Consider the following 18,099-nt stretch of genomic DNA (forward strand, 5'->3'; position numbering starts at 1 on the left):
AAGCGGCGACCAAGGCTACATGGACGTACTTGCGCCGTCCCCGCGAACCCACGCTGTCCCGCCAACTCACGGAATGCCGCTTTGGCTTTTGCCGTTGCCGTTGCTTGAATCTTCGGCAGGTGCAGGGCGCAGCCCTGCCGAAAACCCCCTTGGGCGTAGAATGCGGTCATGAGCGAATCCCTCGATAACCACCTGGTCCATGGCCGCCGCCAGCGGCCCGACGGCCCGTCGCCGGTCGATGTCATCTCCGTCCAGTCGCAACTTGTCTACGGCCACGCCGGCAACAGTGCTGCCGTACCGCCGCTGCATGCGCTCGGCGTGCGCGTGGCGGAGATCCCGACCGTGCTGCTGAGCAATGCGCCGTTCTACGAAACTACGCGCGGCCGCGTACTGCCCGCCGACTGGTTCGCCGACCTGCTGCTCGGCGCGTGCGAACGCGGCCTGCCGCAGCGGGCCAAGATGCTCGTCTCCGGTTATTTCGGCAGCACCGCCAATGGTGCCGCCTTCGCCGACTGGCTGGACGGGATCCTGCCGGCCTGCCCGCAGCTGCGTTACTGCCTGGACCCGGTGATCGGTGATACCCATACCGGCCCCTACGTGGAACCGGGCCTGGAAGCGATCTTCGCCGAGCGCCTGCTGCCGCATGCCTGGCTGGTGACACCGAACGCCTTCGAACTGAATCGCCTGACCGGCATGCCGGCACTGGCCGAGGCCGATGCCATCGCGGCGGCGCGCACGCTGCTGGACCGTGGCCCGCACTGGGTGATCGCGCACAGCGTGGGCGGCAACCCCGGTGAGCTGGTGACCCTGGCGGTCGGGCGCGAGGAAACCTGGCGCTGGGCCTCACCGCTGCTGCCGGTGGACGTGGCAGGCACAGGTGACGTGCTGATGTCGCTGGTGGTGTCGTTCCTGCTGCGTGGTGAGTCGATGCAGCAGGCGATTTCGCGTGCCATCGCAGGCACCCATGCGGCGCTGGAGGCGACCCTGGACAACGGCTTCGAGGAGTTCGACGTGATCGCTGCCGCGCCGGCGGCGCTGGCCGAAGGAACGCGCTTCCGCGCTGAACGCGTGGCATGAGCAGCCTGGATCCACGCATGCCGCGCACGGTCGGCATCATCGGCAGCGCCGGTGCCTATGGGCGCTGGCTGACCCGCTTCTTCCAGCATCACCTGCAGCTGCAGGCGATGGGCCACGACCCGGCCGACCCGGACTCGCACACGCCGGAGCAATTGCTGGCGCACGCCGATGTACTGGTGTTCTCGGCACCGATCCGGCATACGCCGGCTCTGATTGCCGAGTACGTGCGGCAATCGGCGGGCCGTGAGCAGGACCGGCTGTGGCTGGATGTGACCTCGGTAAAGGAGGCACCGGTGCAGGCGATGCTGGCCTCGCAGGCCGAAGTGGTCGGCCTGCACCCGATGACCGCGCCACCCAAGGCGCCGACCCTGAAGGGCCGGGTGATGGTGGTCTGCGAAGCGCGCCTGCAGCACTGGCAGCCGTGGGTCGATACGCTGTGCACGGCGTTGCAGGCCGAGTGCGTGCGCGCCACGCCGCAGCACCACGACCAGATGATGGCGCTGGTGCAGGCGATGGTGCATGCCACCCACCTGGCGCAGGCCGGCGTGCTGCGCCAGTACCAGCCGCAGCTGGGCGATCTGGCCGCGATGATGCCGTACCGTTCGGCGTCGTTCGAGCTGGACACGGCGATCATCTCGCGCATCCTGTCGCTGAATCCGGCGATCTACGAAGACATCCAGTTCGGCAACCCGTACGTGGCGCCGATGCTGGAGCGGCTGGTGGGGCAGCTGCAGGCCTTGCAGGTACAGATCGGGCAGGGTGACGACCGCGCACGGGCTGCATTCCGTGAGCAGCTGCTGTCAGCCAATCGCAGTGCGTTCGGCGAGCAGGCGCTGGCTGACGGCAACTACACGTTTGAACGCGTGGGCTATCTGCTGGCCGACCTCACCGAGCGCAACGCGCTGTCGGTGCACCTGCCGGAAGACCGGCCTGGCTCACTGCGCGAGCTGCTGAACGTATTCGAGCAGCATGGCATCAGCCTGGCCTCGATCCATTCCTCGCGTACGCCCGGTGGCGAAGTGCATTTCCGCATCGGATTCGTGGCCGGCAACGATCCGGCAGCGATCAGTCGGGCGGCAGCCGACGTGGACGCCAGTGGCATCGGGCGGGTGCTGGGCTGAATTCATCCACAGGTGGTGTGGATGGTTTCTGAGCAAAGGTGTGGATAACCCCGCTCAGGCCTTGCCAACCAAGGCTGTCAAGATGCTTGGCGAAAAATTGACCACGGCTTTTCTGCAGAGGCGAGCCAGACTCGACTGCTTTTCGCAGCCACGCCCGTCAGATGCAGACATGGCCAGTGCCCACCAAGGTGGGCACCTGCCAAGCGTGGGAGCAGGCCTAGATCGTCAGCCTCAGCTCACCACCACTGGTGGTGAACTCGCGGCCATCGCGCACCAGCGGACGCCCGTCATCGAGCTCGTAGCGCGGCGTGGCCTCGGAGTGATGCCCGCTGCCATTCGCCTCGGGCTTGAACTCGATGATGATGTGGCTTTCGCCGTTGCTGTCGACGGCGGGGAACTGACGGAACGACATCGTGCACCTCCTTCAGCGAATGCTGCTGTTGCCCAGCCAGCTTGGCCGGGCCGATGTTAGCCGGCCGTCATCAATCGATGAACTGCAGGCGTGCCAGTTCAGCGTACAATCCGCCTTCGGCCAGCAGCTGCGCATGGGTGCCTTCGGCGACGATGCGGCCCTGGTCCATCACCACGATGCGGTCGGCCTTGAGTACCGTGGCCAGGCGGTGGGCGATGACCAGCGTGGTACGCCCGGCCATCAGTCGCTCCAGCGCCTGCTGCACGCTGTACTCGCTCTGCGCGTCCAGCGCGCTGGTGGCTTCGTCCAGCAGCAGGATCGGCGCATCCTTCAGCAGTGCACGGGCAATCGCCACACGCTGCTGCTGCCCACCGGACAGGCGGGCACCGCGCTCACCCAGCTCACTGTCATAGCCCTGCGGCAACGCGCGCAGGAAGCCGTCAGCCTCCGCGGCACGCGCGGCGTCCTCGACTTCGGTGTCGCTGGCCTGCAGGCGGCCATAGCGGATGTTGTCGCGCGCGCTGGCCGCGAACAGCGTCGGCTGCTGCGGAACCAGCGCGAGCTGCGCGCGCAGCTCGGCCGGATCGACCTGGCGCACGTCGATGCCGTCCACGCAGATGCGGCCGCTGGCCGGATCGTGGAAGCGCAGCAGCATCGACAGCACCGTGCTCTTGCCCGCGCCCGACGGACCGACCAGCGCTACGGTCTCACCCGGACGGACGTGCAGGTTGAAATGGTCCAGCGCAGCCTGGTCCGGTCGCTGCGGGTAGTGGAACACCACGTCGTCGAACTGGATCTCGCCCCGCAGCGACTGCGGCAGCGCGTGCGGCTGCGCCGGCGAGCGGATTTCGATGTCTTCCTGCAACAGTTCGCCGATGCGGCCCATGCCGCCGGCGGCACGCTGCAGCTCGTTCCAGACCTCTGCCAGCGCGCCGACCGAGCCGCCACCGATCAGTGCATACAGCACGAACTGGCCCAGCGTACCGGCGCTGAGTCGACCGTCGATGACGTCATGCGCGCCCAACCACAACACACCGACGATGGCGCCGAACACCAGCAGGATGGCGCTGGCAGTGACCAGCGATTGCGCACCGATGCGGCGGCGCGCGGCACCGATGGCATCACCGAGCGCCTTGTCGAAGCGTCCGCGCTCATAGGGCTCGCGTGCATGCGCCTGCACCGTGCGCACGGCGCCCAGCGTTTCGCTGGCCAGGCTGTTGGCATCGGCGATGCGGTCCTGGCTGCTGCGCGCAACCGTGCGCAGCTTGCGCGCGCCGATGATGATCGGCAGCACCGCAAGCGGAATGCCGAGCAACGACCACGCGGCCAGCCGCGGGCTGGTGACGAACAGCATGGCCAGGCTGCCGATGACGGTGACCGTGCTGCGCAGCGCAACGGACATGGTCGAACCGACCACGCTGCGCAGCAGTTCGGTGTCCGCGGTCAGGCGCGAGACCAGTTCTCCGCTGCGGCTGCGGTCGTGGAATCCGGCGCCCAGCTGGATCAGATGGGCATACAGCTGGCTGCGGAGGTCGGCCACGACCTTTTCGCCGAGCAGCGACACGAAGTAGAAGCGCGCAGCCGTGCCCAACGCCATCACGACCGCCACCAGCATCAGCAGGGCGAAGGCGCGGTTGATCTGGCCGCCGCTGCTGAAACCATGATCGATCATCTGCTTCACCGCCGGTGGCAGGCTCAGCGTGGCGGCCGAAGACACCGCCAGCGCCAGCAGCCAGGCGGTGAACAGGCCGCCATGGCGGCGCACGAACGGCCACAACGTCCGCAGGCTGCCGAGGCGGCGCAGCGGTGGGGTCGAGGCGGGGGCGTCGTCCTTGTCAGTCATCCTGGTCGTCGTCTTGTATGCGGATACGGTCACGGGTGGCGTCGCGCAGGCGGATTTTCAATGCATCGACCTGGTCGGCCGGCAATTCGACCCGCAGGCACACGCCGTTGGCATCGAACCGTTCATCGAGCTTCCCGGCGCCGAAGGCGGGCAGGGTGGCATGCAGGGTGCCCAGATCCTCGAAGCCGGCCAACAGCTGCAGCCGGGCCATCGCCACCAGCGGCAGGCGCGGCGCAGTGCGCAGGCATTCGGCGGCTGCGCCACCGTAGGCGCGCACCAGCCCGCCGGCGCCCAGCTTGATGCCGCCGAACCAGCGCGTTACCACCACCATGACCCGGTCGAAGCCTTGGCCGTCGATCGCCGCCAGGATCGGACGCCCAGCCGTGCCGGCCGGCTCGCCATCGTCGCTGGAACGGTAATCCTGCCCGTGGCGGTAGGCCCAGCAGTTGTGGGTCGCGTCGGCTACGGCCACCCGCTGCAGGAACGCCAGTGCCGCCGTGGCACCATCGATCGGCGCAGCATGGGCAATGAAGCGGCTGTGTTTGACTTCCAGCGTGTGGCTGACCGGCTGGGCGAGGGTATCGGGCATTCCCGCCATTCTACGGGGTTGCCGGAGGTCACTGTCCGCTTCAGTCGTCCAGCAGCGGGCGCAGGTCGCGCGGCAGGCGCGCTTCCGGATACTGCTGCACATAGCGCTCCAGGCTTGCGCGGGCCAAGTCGCGCTGGCCATCGTCGCGGCGCGTGCGGATCTTCTGCAGCCACTGCCGCCGCGGCAGCTGTGCATCGGTGTCCACTTCGGCCTGCACGGCATCCGCACTGAGCCCTGCGTCGGCGCCGCGGCGCATGACGCCGGGCGCGGAGCGGCTCGGGGCCTGGCGTTTCATCGAGGTGATCTCTATCCGATCCATTGCCTGTGCCCGTTCGGCCTCGGCAGCGTTGGCCACTGGCGGCTCGGCAGTGCGTGCTTTCAATGCCCCTGCCGGGGCTGGCGCCAATGCCGGTGCAGGTGCCGAGTAGGCAGCCGGTGCAGGAGGTGCGGGCGGTGCCGCTGCCGGTGCGGGAGGCAGCGCGGCAAAGGAGGTGTCGGCGGCCACTTCTGCAACCCTCGATCGTGCTGCTGATGGTGCCGTCGGTGGCGGCGCAGCAGCGGCCTCGGCCGGCGCAGGCCTGGGCGTGCGCGCGACGGACGGTGCCGGGGGGGGAGCGACCGGGGCTGCCTCGGGTGCTGCAGGTGCGGCGGCGGTTTCCGCAGCCGCAACCGCACTGTCGGCTGCGCTGCTCCCAGCGGCCGGATCGGCAGCCGCGACGTCCGCCGTAGCCGGCGCTGCAGCAACAGCGGACTCGCCCGCCGGAACCGGCGGCGGTTCCGGGCGCAGCTGCCAGGCGATGCCGATGGCGAACACCATCGAGGCGGCAATGCCGAACACCGCCGGCCACCGTGGGCGCGTACGCTGCGTGCGTGGCGCGTCCGGTGAAGCAACAGCCTCGGCAGCCGGTGCGTCCACCGCAGCGCGCGCCGCGGCCAGGATGGTGGCGTCCAGCGCGGTCGGTGGGGCCTGTTCGATGCGGCGGCCGAGCAGGCGCGCCAGCTCGCGTTCTTCCGGCGTCAGCGGATCGTTTCGGTTCATGCGTTCAATCCCGCACGCAGCTTGTCCATCGCATAGCGCAGCCGCGATTTCACGGTTTCCCGGCCTACGCCGGTGATCTGGCCGATCTCCTCCAGGCTCAGTTCCTGATCCAGCCGCAGCTGCAGCACTTCGCGCTGCTCGGGCGGCAGTTGCTCCATCGCCAGCTGGATGCGGCGACGTTGTTCGAAATCGGAAAGCTCGGCTTCCGGGGTCTGACCGTCCTCGATCGCGGCCAGGCGCAGATCGGCGTCGGCCGGTGCGGAAGGGCGATGGCGGGCGGCGCGCCAATGGTCGTTCAGCCGGTTGTGGGCGATGCGGAACAGCCAGGTGCTGAATGCAGCGTCAGGCTGCCAGCCGGCGCGGGCGCTGATCACCCGCTGCCAGACATCCTGGAAGATCTCCTCGGCCAGCGCGTTGTCGCGCACCTGCCGCAGCAGGAAACCGAACAGGCGCTTGCGATGGCGCGCATACAGGCTTTCGAACGCGCGCAGGTCGCCACCGGCCCAGGCCAGCATCAAGGCTTCATCGGTTGGCAGTGCGCTGGCTTCCACGGCGTACAGGGTAAGGCCTGCAGGCGGTGGCGCATAGCCGGTGACGGGGGCGGGCAGGGCGAGGTTCATGGCGTGGAAGCGGCTATGGACAGCAGGAAAAACGTACGGGCGCACGATTCGGGGTTGATGGGCTTCCATTGCCCCCCGGGTGGCGCGCTATGCTCGGCGGCTCAGGGGAGGCGACGCGCAGACGGCGCCAAGAGATTGTCATTTGTCCAGGCACGTTGAACCGGCAGAAGAGCCACCACACGAGGCCGTGCTGAGCACGGCGCTGGTGCGCGCATTGCATGCGCTGCTGCCGGATTCGGCCGTGGTCCGCGTTGGCTGGAACGATCTGCAGCTGGGATGCGGCCAGGGCGGCTGGCCGGCGGTCGTCGCGGCTGGCGCATCCACGGCGCCGGGCGTCGGCGACGGTTGCCATGGCTGGGAATATGACGGTGCCCGTCTGCAGCTATCGGTGGAAGGTGCGGTGCCTTCCGCGGCGTGGTGGGGGCTGGCCCGGCAGGCCATGGAACTGGCATTGCAGCGCGGCCGCCAGGCCGGGCAGATCAAGGCGCTGGAGGAGGCTGAACGGCTGCAGCAGGCGCTGTTCCAGATCGCCGATCTGGCTGGCGCCGATCTGGAGATGTCGGAGATGCTGCGCCACGTGCACGGCGTGCTTGGCACGCTGATGTACGCGGAAAACTGCTACATCGTCGAATACGACGACGTCCGCGACCAGATCCGTTTCCTGTACTTCGCCGACCAGGTCGACGACTTCGTCGCCGATCCGTCCCAGAGCCATGACGCCGGCGAGATGCCGCGCAGCCTGACCGTGGCGTTGCTGCGCCACGGCAAGCCGCTCAGCGGCCCCTCGCGCGAGCTGCTGGCGCGTGTGGTCGGGCAGGAGCACGACCCGCAGCGTGGCCCGGAGAGCCTGGACTGGCTGGGCGTGCCGATGCTGCGCGATGGCCGCGTCTGCGGCGCCATCGTGGTGCAGAGCTATGAGCTGGCGGCCCGCTATGGCGAGGCCGAGCGGGCGCTGCTGGGCTTTGTAGCGCAGCATGTGCAGACCGCGATGGACCGGCGCCAGGCGCAGGTGCGGCTGGAACAACAGGTGGAGCGGCGCACGCTGGAGCTGCAGCGCGCCAACCGCAGCCTGCAGGATGAAGTGGCCGAGCGCCGCCGTGCCGAGCAGCTGCAGACCGCGCTGTACAACATCGCCGAAATGGCGATGTCGGCCGACAGCCTGGCCCAGTTCTATGGGCAGGTGCATGGCGTGGTCGGACGCCTGCTTGATGCGCGCAATTTCTATATCGCGCTGGTGAACGGGACGGGCAACGGCCTGGACTTCGTCTATTCGGTGGACGAGCACAACGCCAGCCGCGCGCCACGCCCGTTCAGCCGCGGCCTGACCGAGTATGTCGTGCGCAACCGGCGGCCGCTGCTGGCGTCGCGGGAGCAGATCGACGCACTGCTGGCCAGCGGCGAGGTGCGCGAATCGGGCGCGCGCTCACATTGCTGGCTGGGCGTGCCGCTGCTGCGCGATGATGAGGCGGTCGGCGCGATCGTGGTGCAGAGCTACAGTCCGAACAGCACGTTCAGTGTGCACGATCAGCGCCTGCTGACCTTCGTTGCACAGAACATCGGAACCGGGCTGGCGCGCCAGCGCGACCAGCAGCAGCTGCGTTCGGCGCATGCCGAGCTGGAAAAGCGCGTGGAGGAACGTACCCGCGAGCTGGCCGAGGTCAACGAAAAGCTGCTCGGGCAGATTGGCGAGCGTCTGCGTGCCGAGCAGCGCCTGACCCATCAGGCCATGCACGATGCGCTGACCGGCCTGCCCAACCGCCTGCACCTGCTCGATCGCCTGCAGGATGCGCTGGCGCTGGCCAGGCGTGAGGGTGGGCCGGTGTTCGCCGTGCTGTTCCTCGACCTGGACCGCTTCAAGCTGGTCAACGACAGCATTGGCCACGCCGCCGGCGATCGCATGCTGGTGGAGGTAGCCAAACGCATCGTATCGATGGCCGGCCCCGAGGATGTAGTGGCGCGACTGGGGGGCGATGAATTCGCGGTGCTGCTGCAATGTCCGCAGGGGTTGGCACAGGCCCTGGATTTCGGCCAGCGGCTGTTGCTGGCACTGCAGGAATCGATGTGGATCGCCGGGCGCGAGCTGTTCCCGTCCGGCAGCCTCGGTATCGCCTTGTGGAACCCCCGCTACCGTACCGGTGAAGAGCTGCTGCGCGACGCCGATGCAGCGATGTACCGGGCCAAGGCGCAGGGCCACGACCGCTGTGCGATCTTCGATGAGGACATGCGCGAGCAGGCCATGCGCAGCCTTGATCTGGAAGCTGACCTGCGCCGTGCGATCAACAACCGCGACTTCGTCCCGTTCTACCAGCCGATCGTGCGTCTGTCCGATGGCGAGGTGGTGGGGCACGAGGCATTGCTGCGCTGGCAGCACGAGCGCCGTGGCCTGCTGCTGCCCGGGGCGTTCCTGGAGCTTGGCGAGGAAAGCGGCCTGATCGAACAGGTCGACTGGCTGATCTACGAACAGGTCATCGCGGGACTGGCCGAAGGCGGCCACAGCTATGTTTCGGTGAACGTATCGCCGCGCCATTTCCGCTCGGCCGAGTTCAGTGGCCGCCTGTTCGGTCTGCTCGATGCATGCGGCGCAGATCCGCGCCGGCTTCGCCTGGAGATTACCGAGGTGGCGCTGCTGGACGACAGTCCGCACACGCTGCGCATCCTGCAGGGCCTGCGCGAGCGCGGCATCCAGGTGCAGCTGGACGATTTCGGTACCGGCTTCTCGGCGCTGTCCTACCTGCACCGCTTCCCGATCAGCACGCTGAAGATCGACCAGAGCTTCATCGCAGGACTGCATGGGCCGGAAGTGCAGAGCACGCGGGCCCTGGTCGAAGGCGTGCTGTCGCTGGCGCGCACGCTGGGCATCGAGACCATCGGCGAGGGCATCGAGACCGAGGCGCAGCGGCAGACCCTGCGAGAACTGGGCTGCGATTACGGCCAGGGCTACCTGTTGGGGCGGCCCGCCCCGTGGTCGCACGCGGCGGGCTAGCCACCGCTTGCGGCTGCATCAACGCAGGGCGGCGCGGCGCTTCTCGTCAATCCACTTCGAGGCCTGCGCCGGCTGGTAGTTCTTCATCCACTCCAGCATTTCTTCGATGTCCGAGCCGTACCACAGGTCCTGGCGCTGGTCCGGATGCAGGAAGCGCTCTTCCACCATGCGGTCGATCATGCCGATCAGCGGCGCGTAGAAACCTTCCACGTCGAGGAACGCGCACGGCTTGTTGCCGATGCCCAGCTGGCGCCAGGTCAGCATCTCGAAGATCTCTTCCATCGTGCCGAAGCCACCGGGCAGGGTGACGAAGCCGTCGGCCAGGTCGAACATGCGCGACTTGCGCTCATGCATCGAACCGACGATCTCCAGTTCGGTCAGGCCGCGGTGGGCCACTTCCCAGTCGGCCAGCTGGCGCGGAATGACGCCGGTTACCTCGCCGCCGGCGGCGAGCGCGGCATTGGCCACGGTTCCCATCAGGCCGACGTTTCCGCCGCCGTACACCAGGCGCAGGCCGTCGCGGGCGATACGGTCGCCCAGGGCAATGGCGCGTTCGGTATAGGCCGGCTTGCTGCCAGCGTTGGAACCACAGTAGACGCAGATCGACTTCATGGGGGGTCTTGTCTCTTGGTGCGGAAACGAAAACGCCCCGCCGGCAACCGGGTCAGCGGTTGCGGGCGGGGTGCGGGTGGATTATCCCCTTCTGTAGCGCCGAAGCGAAGCGGCCGCTTACGCCGCTGCAGCCTGCTCGCGGCGCGGGCCTTCACGCAGGGCGCGGCCGACCATGCCCACCAGCAGGTCCAGCTCCTCGCTGTCCATGCCGAAGTGCGGGGTGAAGCGCAGCGAGTTCTCGCCGCCATGGATCACGTTGATGCCGTGCTGTCGCAGCCATTCCTCGGTGGAATTGGCGCCGTAGCACTTGAACTGCGGGGCCAGCTCGCAGGAGAACAGCAGGCCGGTGCCCTGCACCTTGGTGATCAGGCCGCCCAGTTCGCTCTTGAGCTGTTCCAGCTTGCGCACGGCTTCGGCACCGCGTTCGGCGATGTTGGCACGCACCTGCGGGGTCAGCTGCGCCAGGGTGGCGCAGGCCACGTCCAGCGCACGCGGGTTGCTGGTCATGGTGTTGCCGTAGATGCCCTTGCGGTACAACTGCGCGGCATGCTCGGTCACCGCCAGCACCGACAGCGGGTACTGCGCGGCGTTGAGCGCCTTGGAGTAGGTCTCCATGTCCGGCGGATCCAGGCCTTCGAAGCCCGGGTAATCGACCACCGACAGCACGCCATGCGCGCGCAGGCCAGCCTGGATCGAGTCCAGCAGCAGCAGGCTGCCGTGTGCATGGGTCAGTTCACGGGCCACGGCATAGAACGCCGGCGGTACCGAGCGGCCGGGGTCGCCTTCGCCCATCACCGGCTCCAGGAACACTGCCTCGATGAACCACTGGTTGCGCGCGGCATCCTCGAACACCTTGCGCAGGCCGGCCTCGTCATAAGGCGCCACGGTGATCACCGAGTCCTCGCCGCGATAGCTGGCCAGGTGCTGCATGTAGCTCTTGCGGCTGGAATCGGAATACAGGGCAGGGCGGTCGGTACGGCCATGGAAGCTGCCCTTGACCACCACGCGCTTGATCGCCGCACCGGCGTGGCGCGCGCCCGGGTCGGTCTGCAGCTTGGCGTTGACGTCGGCGATGCGCGCGGCCAGGCCAACCGCTTCGGAGCCGGAATTCAGGCACATGAACCGCGCGAACGGGCAGCCCCCACGGCGGTGGCCGATTTCGGCGCGCAGGGCGGTGATGAATCGCTGCTGCGACAGGCTGGGGGTCATGATGTTGGCCATCACCTGCGGGCGGGCCATTGCCTCCAGCACGGCATCCGGGGTGTGCCCGAAGCCGAGCATGCCGTAGCCGCCGGCGTCGTACAGCACCGCGCCCTTCAGGGTGACCACCCACGGCCCGCGTGCGGCCAGCGCCACGTACGGGGTCACTGCATCATCGGCATAGAAATTGACGAACCCGTCCTGCATCGCGTCGATCTGCGCCTGTTCATCCTGCGCCAGCAGCGGCCCCAGGTCGGCCTGCACGCGCGCGAATTCCTCGGCGGCGGCGTCCACCGCGGCGATCAGCTGCGGGTGGTTGGCGGACAGGGCGGTCAGAGTGGCATCGTCCAGGCCGGAGGTGAGGCGGGTGCCGGGCTGGTTGCGCAGGGGGGCGAGGCGTTCGATGAAGCTCATTGCAGATCTCCTGAAACAATGGGTCGCACGGGTCTTCAAAAGCAAAACGCGCGTCATCACGCGCGCTTGGGGGCAGGCTCGTGCAGCGGACTTCCGACTCGATGCTAGCACTTGTTTTTTTGCGCGATAACCCCGCAGAAACCTGCTGCATAGCAGCATTTTGCGCGACGTTCGCCGCGAAGTGCGCCGGCTCGCAGACGCTGGCCGTACAATGCGCGCCATTGTCGACCTGTTGCCGCCCACTGCCTTGAAGAAGTCCGATTTCCATTACGACCTGCCGGCTGAACTGATCGCACAGGCGCCCCTGGCCGAACGTTCCGCAAGCCGCCTGCTGCTGGTACCGCCGGCGCCCGATGCCTTCACCGACCTGCAGGTGCGTGACCTGCCGTCGCTGCTGCAGCCGGGCGACCTGCTGGTGTTCAACGACACCCGGGTGATCCCGGCGCGCCTGTTCGGGCAGAAGGCCAGCGGCGGCCGCGTCGAGATCCTGATCGAGCGCCTGCTCGGCGCCCAGCAGGCCCGCGCGCAGGTGGGCGCCAGCAAGTCACCGAAGGCCGGCAGCCGCATCGCGCTGGATGCCGGTGGCGAAGCCGAGGTGCTGGGCCGCGACGGCGAGTTCTACGTGCTGCAGTTCCATGTGCCGGAATCGTTGGAACAGTGGCTGCTGCATGCCGGCCGCCTGCCGCTGCCGCCCTACATCCAGCGCGAGCCGGGTGTGGACGACCGCGAGCGCTACCAGACGGTGTTCGCGCGTGAAGTGGGGGCGGTGGCCGCGCCGACCGCAGGCCTGCATTTCGACGAACCGTTGCTGGCCGCGCTGAAGGACAAGGGCGTGGACTTCGGCCACGTCACCCTGCACGTGGGCGCGGGCACCTTCCAGCCGGTGCGCGCCGATGACCTGAAGGACCACGTGATGCACCGCGAGTGGCTGAACGTCGGCGCCGAACTTGTGCAGCAGGTGCGGCACACGCGCGCCGCCGGCGGCCGCGTGATCGGCGTCGGCACCACCGTGGTGCGCGCGCTGGAAAGCGCGATGCGCGATGGTGAGCTGCTGCCGTTCGCGGGTGAAACGCAGATCTTCATCACCCCGGGCTACCGCATCCGCAGCGTCGACGCGATGGTGACCAACTTCCACCTGCCGGAAAGCACGCTGCTGATGATGATTTCCGCGTTCGCTGGCAAGGAGCGCGTGTTCGAGGCCTACCAGCACGCGATCGAGCAGCGCTACCGCTTCTTCAGCTACGGCGACGCGATGCTGCTGTTCCCGCAGGCGGGGTGAGGCGGCAGGGTAGCCCGGGAGGGCAGGGGCCCCTGTGCGTGCGCACCTTGGTGCGCACGCTTTCTTGGGAGACAATAGGCGACTATTTGCCTGAATGACCGCTCCATGTCCCGACTGCAGTTCCAGCTCAAGACCCGCGACGGCCGTGCCCGCCGTGGCCGCCTGACCTTCCCGCGCGGCACGGTGGAAACGCCGGCCTTCATGCCGGTGGGGACCTATGGCTCGGTCAAGGGCATCCTGCCGGACCAGGTGCGTGCGCTGGGCGCCGAGATCATCCTCGGCAACACCTTCCACCTGTACCTGCGCCCGGGCCTGGACATCATCGCCGACCACGGCGGCCTGCACGGCTTCTGCCGCTGGGACGGCCCGATCCTGACCGACTCCGGCGGCTTCCAGGTGTTCTCGCTGGCCCACCGCCGCAAGATCACCGAGCAGGGCGTGACCTTCGCCTCGCCGACCGACGGTGCCCGCGTGTTCCTGGGCCCGGAAGAGAGCATGAAGATCCAGAAGGTGCTCGATTCGGACGTGGTGATGATCTTCGACGAGTGCACCCCGTACCCGGCCACCGAGGATGTGGCGCGCCGCTCGATGGAGCTGAGCCTGCGCTGGGCCCAGCGCAGCCGCAACGCGCATGACGAGTTGGGCAACGACGCGGCCCTGTTCGGCATCGTCCAGGGTGGCGTGCACACCGACCTGCGCAGCCGCTCGGCCGAAGCCCTGCAGACGATCGGCTTCGACGGCTATGCCATCGGCGGCCTGGCCGTGGGCGAGCCGGAGCACGAGCGCAACGCCATGCTCGACCACCTGGATCCGGAGCTGCCGGGTGACCGCCCGCGCTATCTGATGGGGGTGGGCCGACCGGAGGACCTGGTCGAGGGTGTCGCCCGCGGCGTGGACATGTTCGACTGCGTGATGCCGACCCGCAACGCCCGCAACGGCCACTATTTCACCTCGTTCGGCACCGTTCGCATCCGCAACTCCCAGTACGCGCGCGACATGGACCCGATCGAGCCCGGCTGCGGCTGCGTGGCCTGCACCGGTGGCTACACCCGTTCCTACCTGCGCCACCTGGACCGCTGCAACGAGATGCTGGCGCCGATGCTGGGCACCCTGCACAACCTGTTCTATTACGAAAAGCTCATGGCCGACATCCGTGCGGCGATCGAGGCGGGAACCTTCCTGGCCTTCCGTGAGTCCTTCTACGCGGCACGCGGGGCGGTAGCACCGCCGCTGTAACCCGAACGCCCCCTGCCAAACGGCCCAAGGACGAACGCCCGGGGCCGTGGCATACTTCAAGGCTGACCCAGATCCGCGGTCGACACCTCGTGCCCGTGAAACGGCCGAAGCGCCGCCCAACCAAAGGACCAACGATGAACCTGCTTGCCTTCCTGATTCCCGCCGCCCACGCCCAGGCCGCCGGCGGCCAACCGCAGGGCATGGGCCTGACCACGCTGCTGTTCCCGATCATCCTGATCGCCATCATGTACTTCCTGATGATCCGCCCGCAGATGAAGCGGCAGAAGGAGCACAAGGCCATGCTGGAGAAGATCAAGCGTGGCGACGAAGTGCTGACCAACGGCGGCATCGCCGGCAAGGTCACCGACATCGGCGACAACTTCATCACCATCGAAGTGGCCGAGAACGTGCGCATCCGCGTGCAGAAGGGCGCTGTCGGCAGCGTGCTGCCGACCGGCACCCTGGATTCGGCCAAGTAAGCCACTCCCTTTCCGAAGCACAACCGCGGCGCCGGGGATGGCGCCGCGCGGGACCCAAGCAATGCTCGAATTTCCACGCTGGAAGTACGTCGTCATCCTGATCGTACTGGCGCTCAGCACGCTGTACGCGCTGCCCAACATCTACCAGAAGGACCCGGCCCTCCAGATCACCGCCAACCGTGGCGGGCAGATCGACGATGCGCTGCGCGACCGTGTGTTGGCCGACCTGAAGACGGCCGGTGTCACCACCATCGGTGTCGAGAAGGAAGGGGAAAGCCTGATCGTCCGCCTGCCGGACCTGAAGGCGCAGTCCGCTGCCAGCGATGCCCTGCGTGACACGATTGGCGAAAAGTACACCGTGGCCCTGAACCTGGCCTCGACTGTGCCGGACTGGTTGGCCAAGCTGGGCGGTCGCCCGATGGTGCTGGGCCTGGACCTGCAGGGTGGCGTGCACTTCGTGCTGCAGGTCGACCAGAAGGCCGCCCTGGACAAGCGCCTGGACGCCTACACCGAAGACGTGCGCAGCACCCTGCGTGACGCGCGCATCGCCTACCAGTCGGTGGAGCGCCGCGCAGACAACAGCATCGTCGCCAACCTGAGCCCGTCCGCCGGTGACGACGCCGCGCAGCGTGCCCGTACCGCCCTGGTCAAGGCTCAGCCGACCCTCGGCTACGACGTCAGTGGCAACCGCATCACGGTGACCGTGCCGGAAACCGAGATCGCGCAGATCGCCAACGGCGCCATCGAGCAGAACATCAACACCCTGCGCAACCGCGTGAACCAGCTCGGCGTGGCCGAGCCGATCATCCAGCGCCAGGGCGCCGACCGCGTGGTCGTGCAGTTGCCGGGCGTGCAGGACACTGCCGAAGCCAAGCGCATGATCGGTGCCACTGCCACCCTGGAATACCGCGCGGTGGTTGAAGGCAATGCGCAGGACGCCATCAACTCCGGCCGCATCCCGCCGGAAGCGAAGGTCTACCAGCAGCGTGACGGCCGCGGCCCGATCCTGCTGAACAAGCGCGTGATCGTCACCGGCGACCAGATGGTCGGCGCGCAGGCGGTGACCGATTCGAACAGTGGCTCACCGGCGGTCAGCGTGACGCTGAACAACGTGGGTGGCCAGCGCATGTTCGACTTCACCAGCGCCAACGTGAACAAGCCGATGGCGGTGGTCTACACCGAGCGCGTGCCGACGGTGACCGTCGTCGACGGCCAGGAAGTGCGTGGCTTCAAGGTCAACGAGGAAGTGATCTCGGTGGCCAACATCAACGGCGTGTTCGGCAAGAACTTCCAGACCACCGGTCTGCAGAAGAAGGAAGCCGAGGACCTGGCCAAGCTGCTGAAGTCCGGCTCGCTGGCCGCGCCGATGGACTTCGTTGAAGAGCGTGTGGTCGGCCCGAGCCTGGGCGCGGAGAACGTCAAGAATGGTATGCGCGCCGTGGTGTTCGCCTTCCTGTTCACCCTGGTGTTCTTCAGCGTCTACTACCGCATGTTCGGCGTGATCACCTCGCTCGCGATGCTGTTCAACCTGCTGATCGTGGTGGCGGTGATGTCGCTGTTCGGCGCGACCATGACCCTGCCTGGCTTCGCTGGCCTGGCGCTGTCGGTTGGCCTGTCGGTGGACGCCAACGTGCTGATCAACGAGCGCATCCGTGAAGAACTGCGTGCCGGCGTGCCGGGCAAGACCGCGATCGTGACCGGTTACGAGCGTGCCTCGGGCACCATCCTCGACGCCAACCTGACCGGCTTGATCGTCGGCGTGGCGCTGTTCGCATTCGGTACCGGTCCGCTGAAGGGCTTCGCGCTGACCATGATCATCGGTATTTTCGCCTCCATGTTCACCGCGATCACCGTGTCGCGTGCGCTGGCGACGCTGATCTACGGCCGTCGCAAGAAGCTCCAGAACGTGGCCATCTGACGGGACGACACGCACATGAAACTGTTTCCGCTGCACATCCTCCCGAACGACACCAAGATCGACTTCATGCGCTGGCGCCATGTCGCGATGGTCGTCACGGTCATCGTGTTCTTGGCCTCGGTCGCCATCATCGGCGTCAAGGGCTTCAATTACGCGCTGGACTTCACCGGTGGCACCCTGATCGAAGCCCGCTTCGACAAGGCGGTGGACGTCGAGCAGGTCCGCACCAAGCTCGAGCAGGGCGGCTTTGACGGCGCCCAGGTGCAGAGCGTCGGTGGCAACACCGACCTGCTGATCCGCCTGGCCCCGCACGGTGAGCACGCTGCCGGCACCGGCGACGCCGCGCACGAGGACAAGGCTACCGCTGCCGCCGTCGTGAAGGCGCTGTCAACCGCCGACAACCAGGCCACCGTGCTCCGTAACGAGTTCGTGGGCCCGCAGATCGGCAAGGACCTGGCGATGAATGGCCTGTACGCCACCATCTTCATGCTGGCCGGCTTCCTGATCTACATTGCCGTGCGCTTCGAATGGAAGTTCGCGGTTACCGCCAGCATCGTGGCGATGTTCGACCTGATCGTGACGGTGGCTTACGTGTCCCTGCTGGGCCGTGAGTTCGACCTGACCGTGCTGGCTGGCCTGCTGTCGGTGATGGGCTTTGCGATCAACGATCTGATCGTGGTCTTCGACCGCGTCCGCGAGAACTTCCGCAGCCTGCGCGTGGACTCGATGGAAGTGCTGAACCGTTCGATCAACCAGACGCTGTCGCGTACGGTGATTACTGCGGTGATGTTCTTCCTGTCCGCGCTTGCCCTGTACATGTACGGCGGCAGCTCGATGGAAGGCCTGGCCGAGACGCACATGATCGGTGCGGTGATCGTGGTGCTGTCCTCGATCCTGGTGGCGGTGCCGATGCTGACCATCGGTTTCCTGCGCGTCAGCAAGCAGGACCTGCTGCCGAAGGCGAAGGACGTCGAGGCCCTGGCCCGTCGCCCGTAAGCGTTCGCGCTGCACGCAACACACAGAGAACCCCGCGCAAGCGGGGTTTTTTGTGGGCAGGGCTGGTATGCGTCATCGCATGCGCGCTGTCGCTCCCACGCTTCTCTGCGCGAACCGTGGGCCCCACTTACCAGCTCCCAGACCCCCGCCGCTTCGCGGCCGCCCCCTGACTCAGGGGGCTCTGCCCCAGACCGGTTCCGCACGGCTGATGGTGGGTGCCGACCGTTGGTCGGCACATCTGTCAGATATCGAATGAATTCAACCGTGCCGACCAACGGTCG

General features: G+C 67.4%; 15 protein-coding genes. 8 read left to right on the forward strand and 7 right to left on the reverse strand.

Going from position 1 to position 18,099, the window contains the following annotated elements:
* Positions 1–168: 168 nt before the first annotated feature.
* Together pdxY and V3B30_RS16955 are read left to right on the forward strand one after the other, a co-directional pair.
* Complete coding sequence (gene pdxY / locus V3B30_RS16950) at positions 169–1,077, forward strand: pyridoxal kinase (protein ID WP_100472003.1); 909 nt, start codon at positions 169–171, stop codon at positions 1,075–1,077.
* Positions 1,074–2,198 carry a prephenate dehydrogenase gene (locus V3B30_RS16955; protein WP_262084148.1) on the forward strand — a complete coding sequence of 375 codons (1,125 nt, stop codon included), beginning with the start codon at positions 1,074–1,076 and terminating at the stop codon, positions 2,196–2,198. Before pdxY ends, V3B30_RS16955 begins: the two co-directional genes overlap by 4 nt.
* 217 nt (positions 2,199–2,415) lie before the next feature.
* Here the strand turns inward: V3B30_RS16955 and V3B30_RS16960 are convergent, their stop codons facing one another.
* The 5 genes from V3B30_RS16960 to V3B30_RS16980 form a co-directional block, all read right to left on the reverse strand.
* Positions 2,416–2,610 (reverse strand): hypothetical protein, encoded by a 195-nt coding sequence (locus tag V3B30_RS16960; protein WP_005409247.1) that lies wholly within the window; start codon positions 2,608–2,610, stop codon positions 2,416–2,418.
* Between the two features lie 70 nt (positions 2,611–2,680).
* Complete coding sequence (locus V3B30_RS16965) at positions 2,681–4,453, reverse strand: ABC transporter transmembrane domain-containing protein (protein WP_100472005.1); 1,773 nt, start codon at positions 4,451–4,453, stop codon at positions 2,681–2,683.
* The gene (locus V3B30_RS16970; protein WP_262084149.1) at positions 4,446–5,042 is read right to left on the reverse strand and encodes a YigZ family protein; all 597 of its coding nucleotides are present in this window, start codon (positions 5,040–5,042) and stop codon (positions 4,446–4,448) included. Before V3B30_RS16970 ends, V3B30_RS16965 begins: the two co-directional genes overlap by 8 nt.
* 40 nt (positions 5,043–5,082) lie before the next feature.
* Positions 5,083–6,081 (reverse strand): hypothetical protein, encoded by a 999-nt coding sequence (locus V3B30_RS16975; protein WP_262084150.1) that lies wholly within the window; start codon positions 6,079–6,081, stop codon positions 5,083–5,085.
* Positions 6,078–6,596 carry an RNA polymerase sigma factor gene (locus V3B30_RS16980; protein ID WP_238381653.1) on the reverse strand — a complete coding sequence of 173 codons (519 nt, stop codon included), beginning with the start codon at positions 6,594–6,596 and terminating at the stop codon, positions 6,078–6,080. Before V3B30_RS16980 ends, V3B30_RS16975 begins: the two co-directional genes overlap by 4 nt.
* 247 nt (positions 6,597–6,843) lie before the next feature.
* Here V3B30_RS16980 and V3B30_RS16985 point away from each other — a divergent pair, with 247 nt between their 5' ends.
* Entirely contained in the window at positions 6,844–9,684 is a 2,841-nt protein-coding gene (locus tag V3B30_RS16985) for an EAL domain-containing protein (protein ID WP_262084151.1), read from the forward strand.
* Positions 9,685–9,702: 18 nt separating this feature from the next.
* Here V3B30_RS16985 and V3B30_RS16990 read toward each other — a convergent pair whose 3' ends face one another.
* Entirely contained in the window at positions 9,703–10,296 is a 594-nt protein-coding gene (locus V3B30_RS16990; protein ID WP_100472010.1) for a TIGR00730 family Rossman fold protein, read from the reverse strand.
* 117 nt (positions 10,297–10,413) lie between these two features.
* Positions 10,414–11,910 (reverse strand): aminotransferase class III-fold pyridoxal phosphate-dependent enzyme, encoded by a 1,497-nt coding sequence (locus V3B30_RS16995; protein WP_262084152.1) that lies wholly within the window; start codon positions 11,908–11,910, stop codon positions 10,414–10,416.
* 211 nt (positions 11,911–12,121) lie between these two features.
* On the opposite strand from V3B30_RS16995, the gene queA reads away from it, so the two are divergent.
* The 5 genes from queA to secF all read left to right on the forward strand — a co-directional run bounded on the left by queA (position 12,122) and on the right by secF (position 17,818).
* Positions 12,122–13,189 carry a tRNA preQ1(34) S-adenosylmethionine ribosyltransferase-isomerase QueA gene (gene queA / locus V3B30_RS17000; protein WP_262084153.1) on the forward strand — a complete coding sequence of 356 codons (1,068 nt, stop codon included), beginning with the start codon at positions 12,122–12,124 and terminating at the stop codon, positions 13,187–13,189.
* Between the two features lie 105 nt (positions 13,190–13,294).
* Positions 13,295–14,425, forward strand: a complete 1,131-nt coding sequence (gene tgt, locus V3B30_RS17005) for a tRNA guanosine(34) transglycosylase Tgt (RefSeq protein WP_262084154.1) — start codon at positions 13,295–13,297, stop codon at positions 14,423–14,425.
* Positions 14,426–14,559: 134 nt separating this feature from the next.
* Complete coding sequence (gene yajC, locus V3B30_RS17010) at positions 14,560–14,904, forward strand: preprotein translocase subunit YajC (protein WP_087922285.1); 345 nt, start codon at positions 14,560–14,562, stop codon at positions 14,902–14,904.
* 61 nt (positions 14,905–14,965) lie between these two features.
* A complete protein-coding gene (secD, locus tag V3B30_RS17015; RefSeq protein ID WP_162292082.1) occupies positions 14,966–16,822 on the forward strand; it encodes a protein translocase subunit SecD in 1,857 nt (618 codons plus the stop codon).
* A gap of 15 nt (positions 16,823–16,837) precedes the next feature.
* Positions 16,838–17,818 (forward strand): protein translocase subunit SecF, encoded by a 981-nt coding sequence (gene secF, locus V3B30_RS17020; protein WP_100472014.1) that lies wholly within the window; start codon positions 16,838–16,840, stop codon positions 17,816–17,818.
* Positions 17,819–18,099: the final 281 nt, after the last annotated feature.

Origin of the sequence: Stenotrophomonas sp. SMYL41 (assembly GCF_036319965.1) — a bacterium.
Lineage (GTDB): Bacteria > Pseudomonadota > Gammaproteobacteria > Xanthomonadales > Xanthomonadaceae > Stenotrophomonas > Stenotrophomonas maltophilia_R.

What these genes read in the sequence shown, in the direction of transcription:
- pdxY (WP_100472003.1), top strand. Translation starts at nt 169, where the DNA reads ATGAGCGAATCCCTCGATAACCACCTGGTCCATGGCCGCCGCCAGCGG.
- V3B30_RS16955 (WP_262084148.1), top strand. Translation starts at nt 1,074, where the DNA reads ATGAGCAGCCTGGATCCACGCATGCCGCGCACGGTCGGCATCATCGGC.
- V3B30_RS16960 (WP_005409247.1), bottom strand. Translation starts at nt 2,610, where the DNA reads ATGTCGTTCCGTCAGTTCCCCGCCGTCGACAGCAACGGCGAAAGCCAC.
- V3B30_RS16965 (WP_100472005.1), bottom strand. Translation starts at nt 4,453, where the DNA reads ATGACTGACAAGGACGACGCCCCCGCCTCGACCCCACCGCTGCGCCGC.
- V3B30_RS16970 (WP_262084149.1), bottom strand. Translation starts at nt 5,042, where the DNA reads ATGCCCGATACCCTCGCCCAGCCGGTCAGCCACACGCTGGAAGTCAAA.
- V3B30_RS16975 (WP_262084150.1), bottom strand. Translation starts at nt 6,081, where the DNA reads ATGAACCGAAACGATCCGCTGACGCCGGAAGAACGCGAGCTGGCGCGC.
- V3B30_RS16980 (WP_238381653.1), bottom strand. Translation starts at nt 6,596, where the DNA reads ATGCTGGCCTGGGCCGGTGGCGACCTGCGCGCGTTCGAAAGCCTGTAT.
- V3B30_RS16990 (WP_100472010.1), bottom strand. Translation starts at nt 10,296, where the DNA reads ATGAAGTCGATCTGCGTCTACTGTGGTTCCAACGCTGGCAGCAAGCCG.
- V3B30_RS16995 (WP_262084152.1), bottom strand. Translation starts at nt 11,910, where the DNA reads ATGAGCTTCATCGAACGCCTCGCCCCCCTGCGCAACCAGCCCGGCACC.
- queA (WP_262084153.1), top strand. Translation starts at nt 12,122, where the DNA reads ATGCGCGCCATTGTCGACCTGTTGCCGCCCACTGCCTTGAAGAAGTCC.
- tgt (WP_262084154.1), top strand. Translation starts at nt 13,295, where the DNA reads ATGTCCCGACTGCAGTTCCAGCTCAAGACCCGCGACGGCCGTGCCCGC.
- yajC (WP_087922285.1), top strand. Translation starts at nt 14,560, where the DNA reads ATGAACCTGCTTGCCTTCCTGATTCCCGCCGCCCACGCCCAGGCCGCC.
- secD (WP_162292082.1), top strand. Translation starts at nt 14,966, where the DNA reads ATGCTCGAATTTCCACGCTGGAAGTACGTCGTCATCCTGATCGTACTG.
- secF (WP_100472014.1), top strand. Translation starts at nt 16,838, where the DNA reads ATGAAACTGTTTCCGCTGCACATCCTCCCGAACGACACCAAGATCGAC.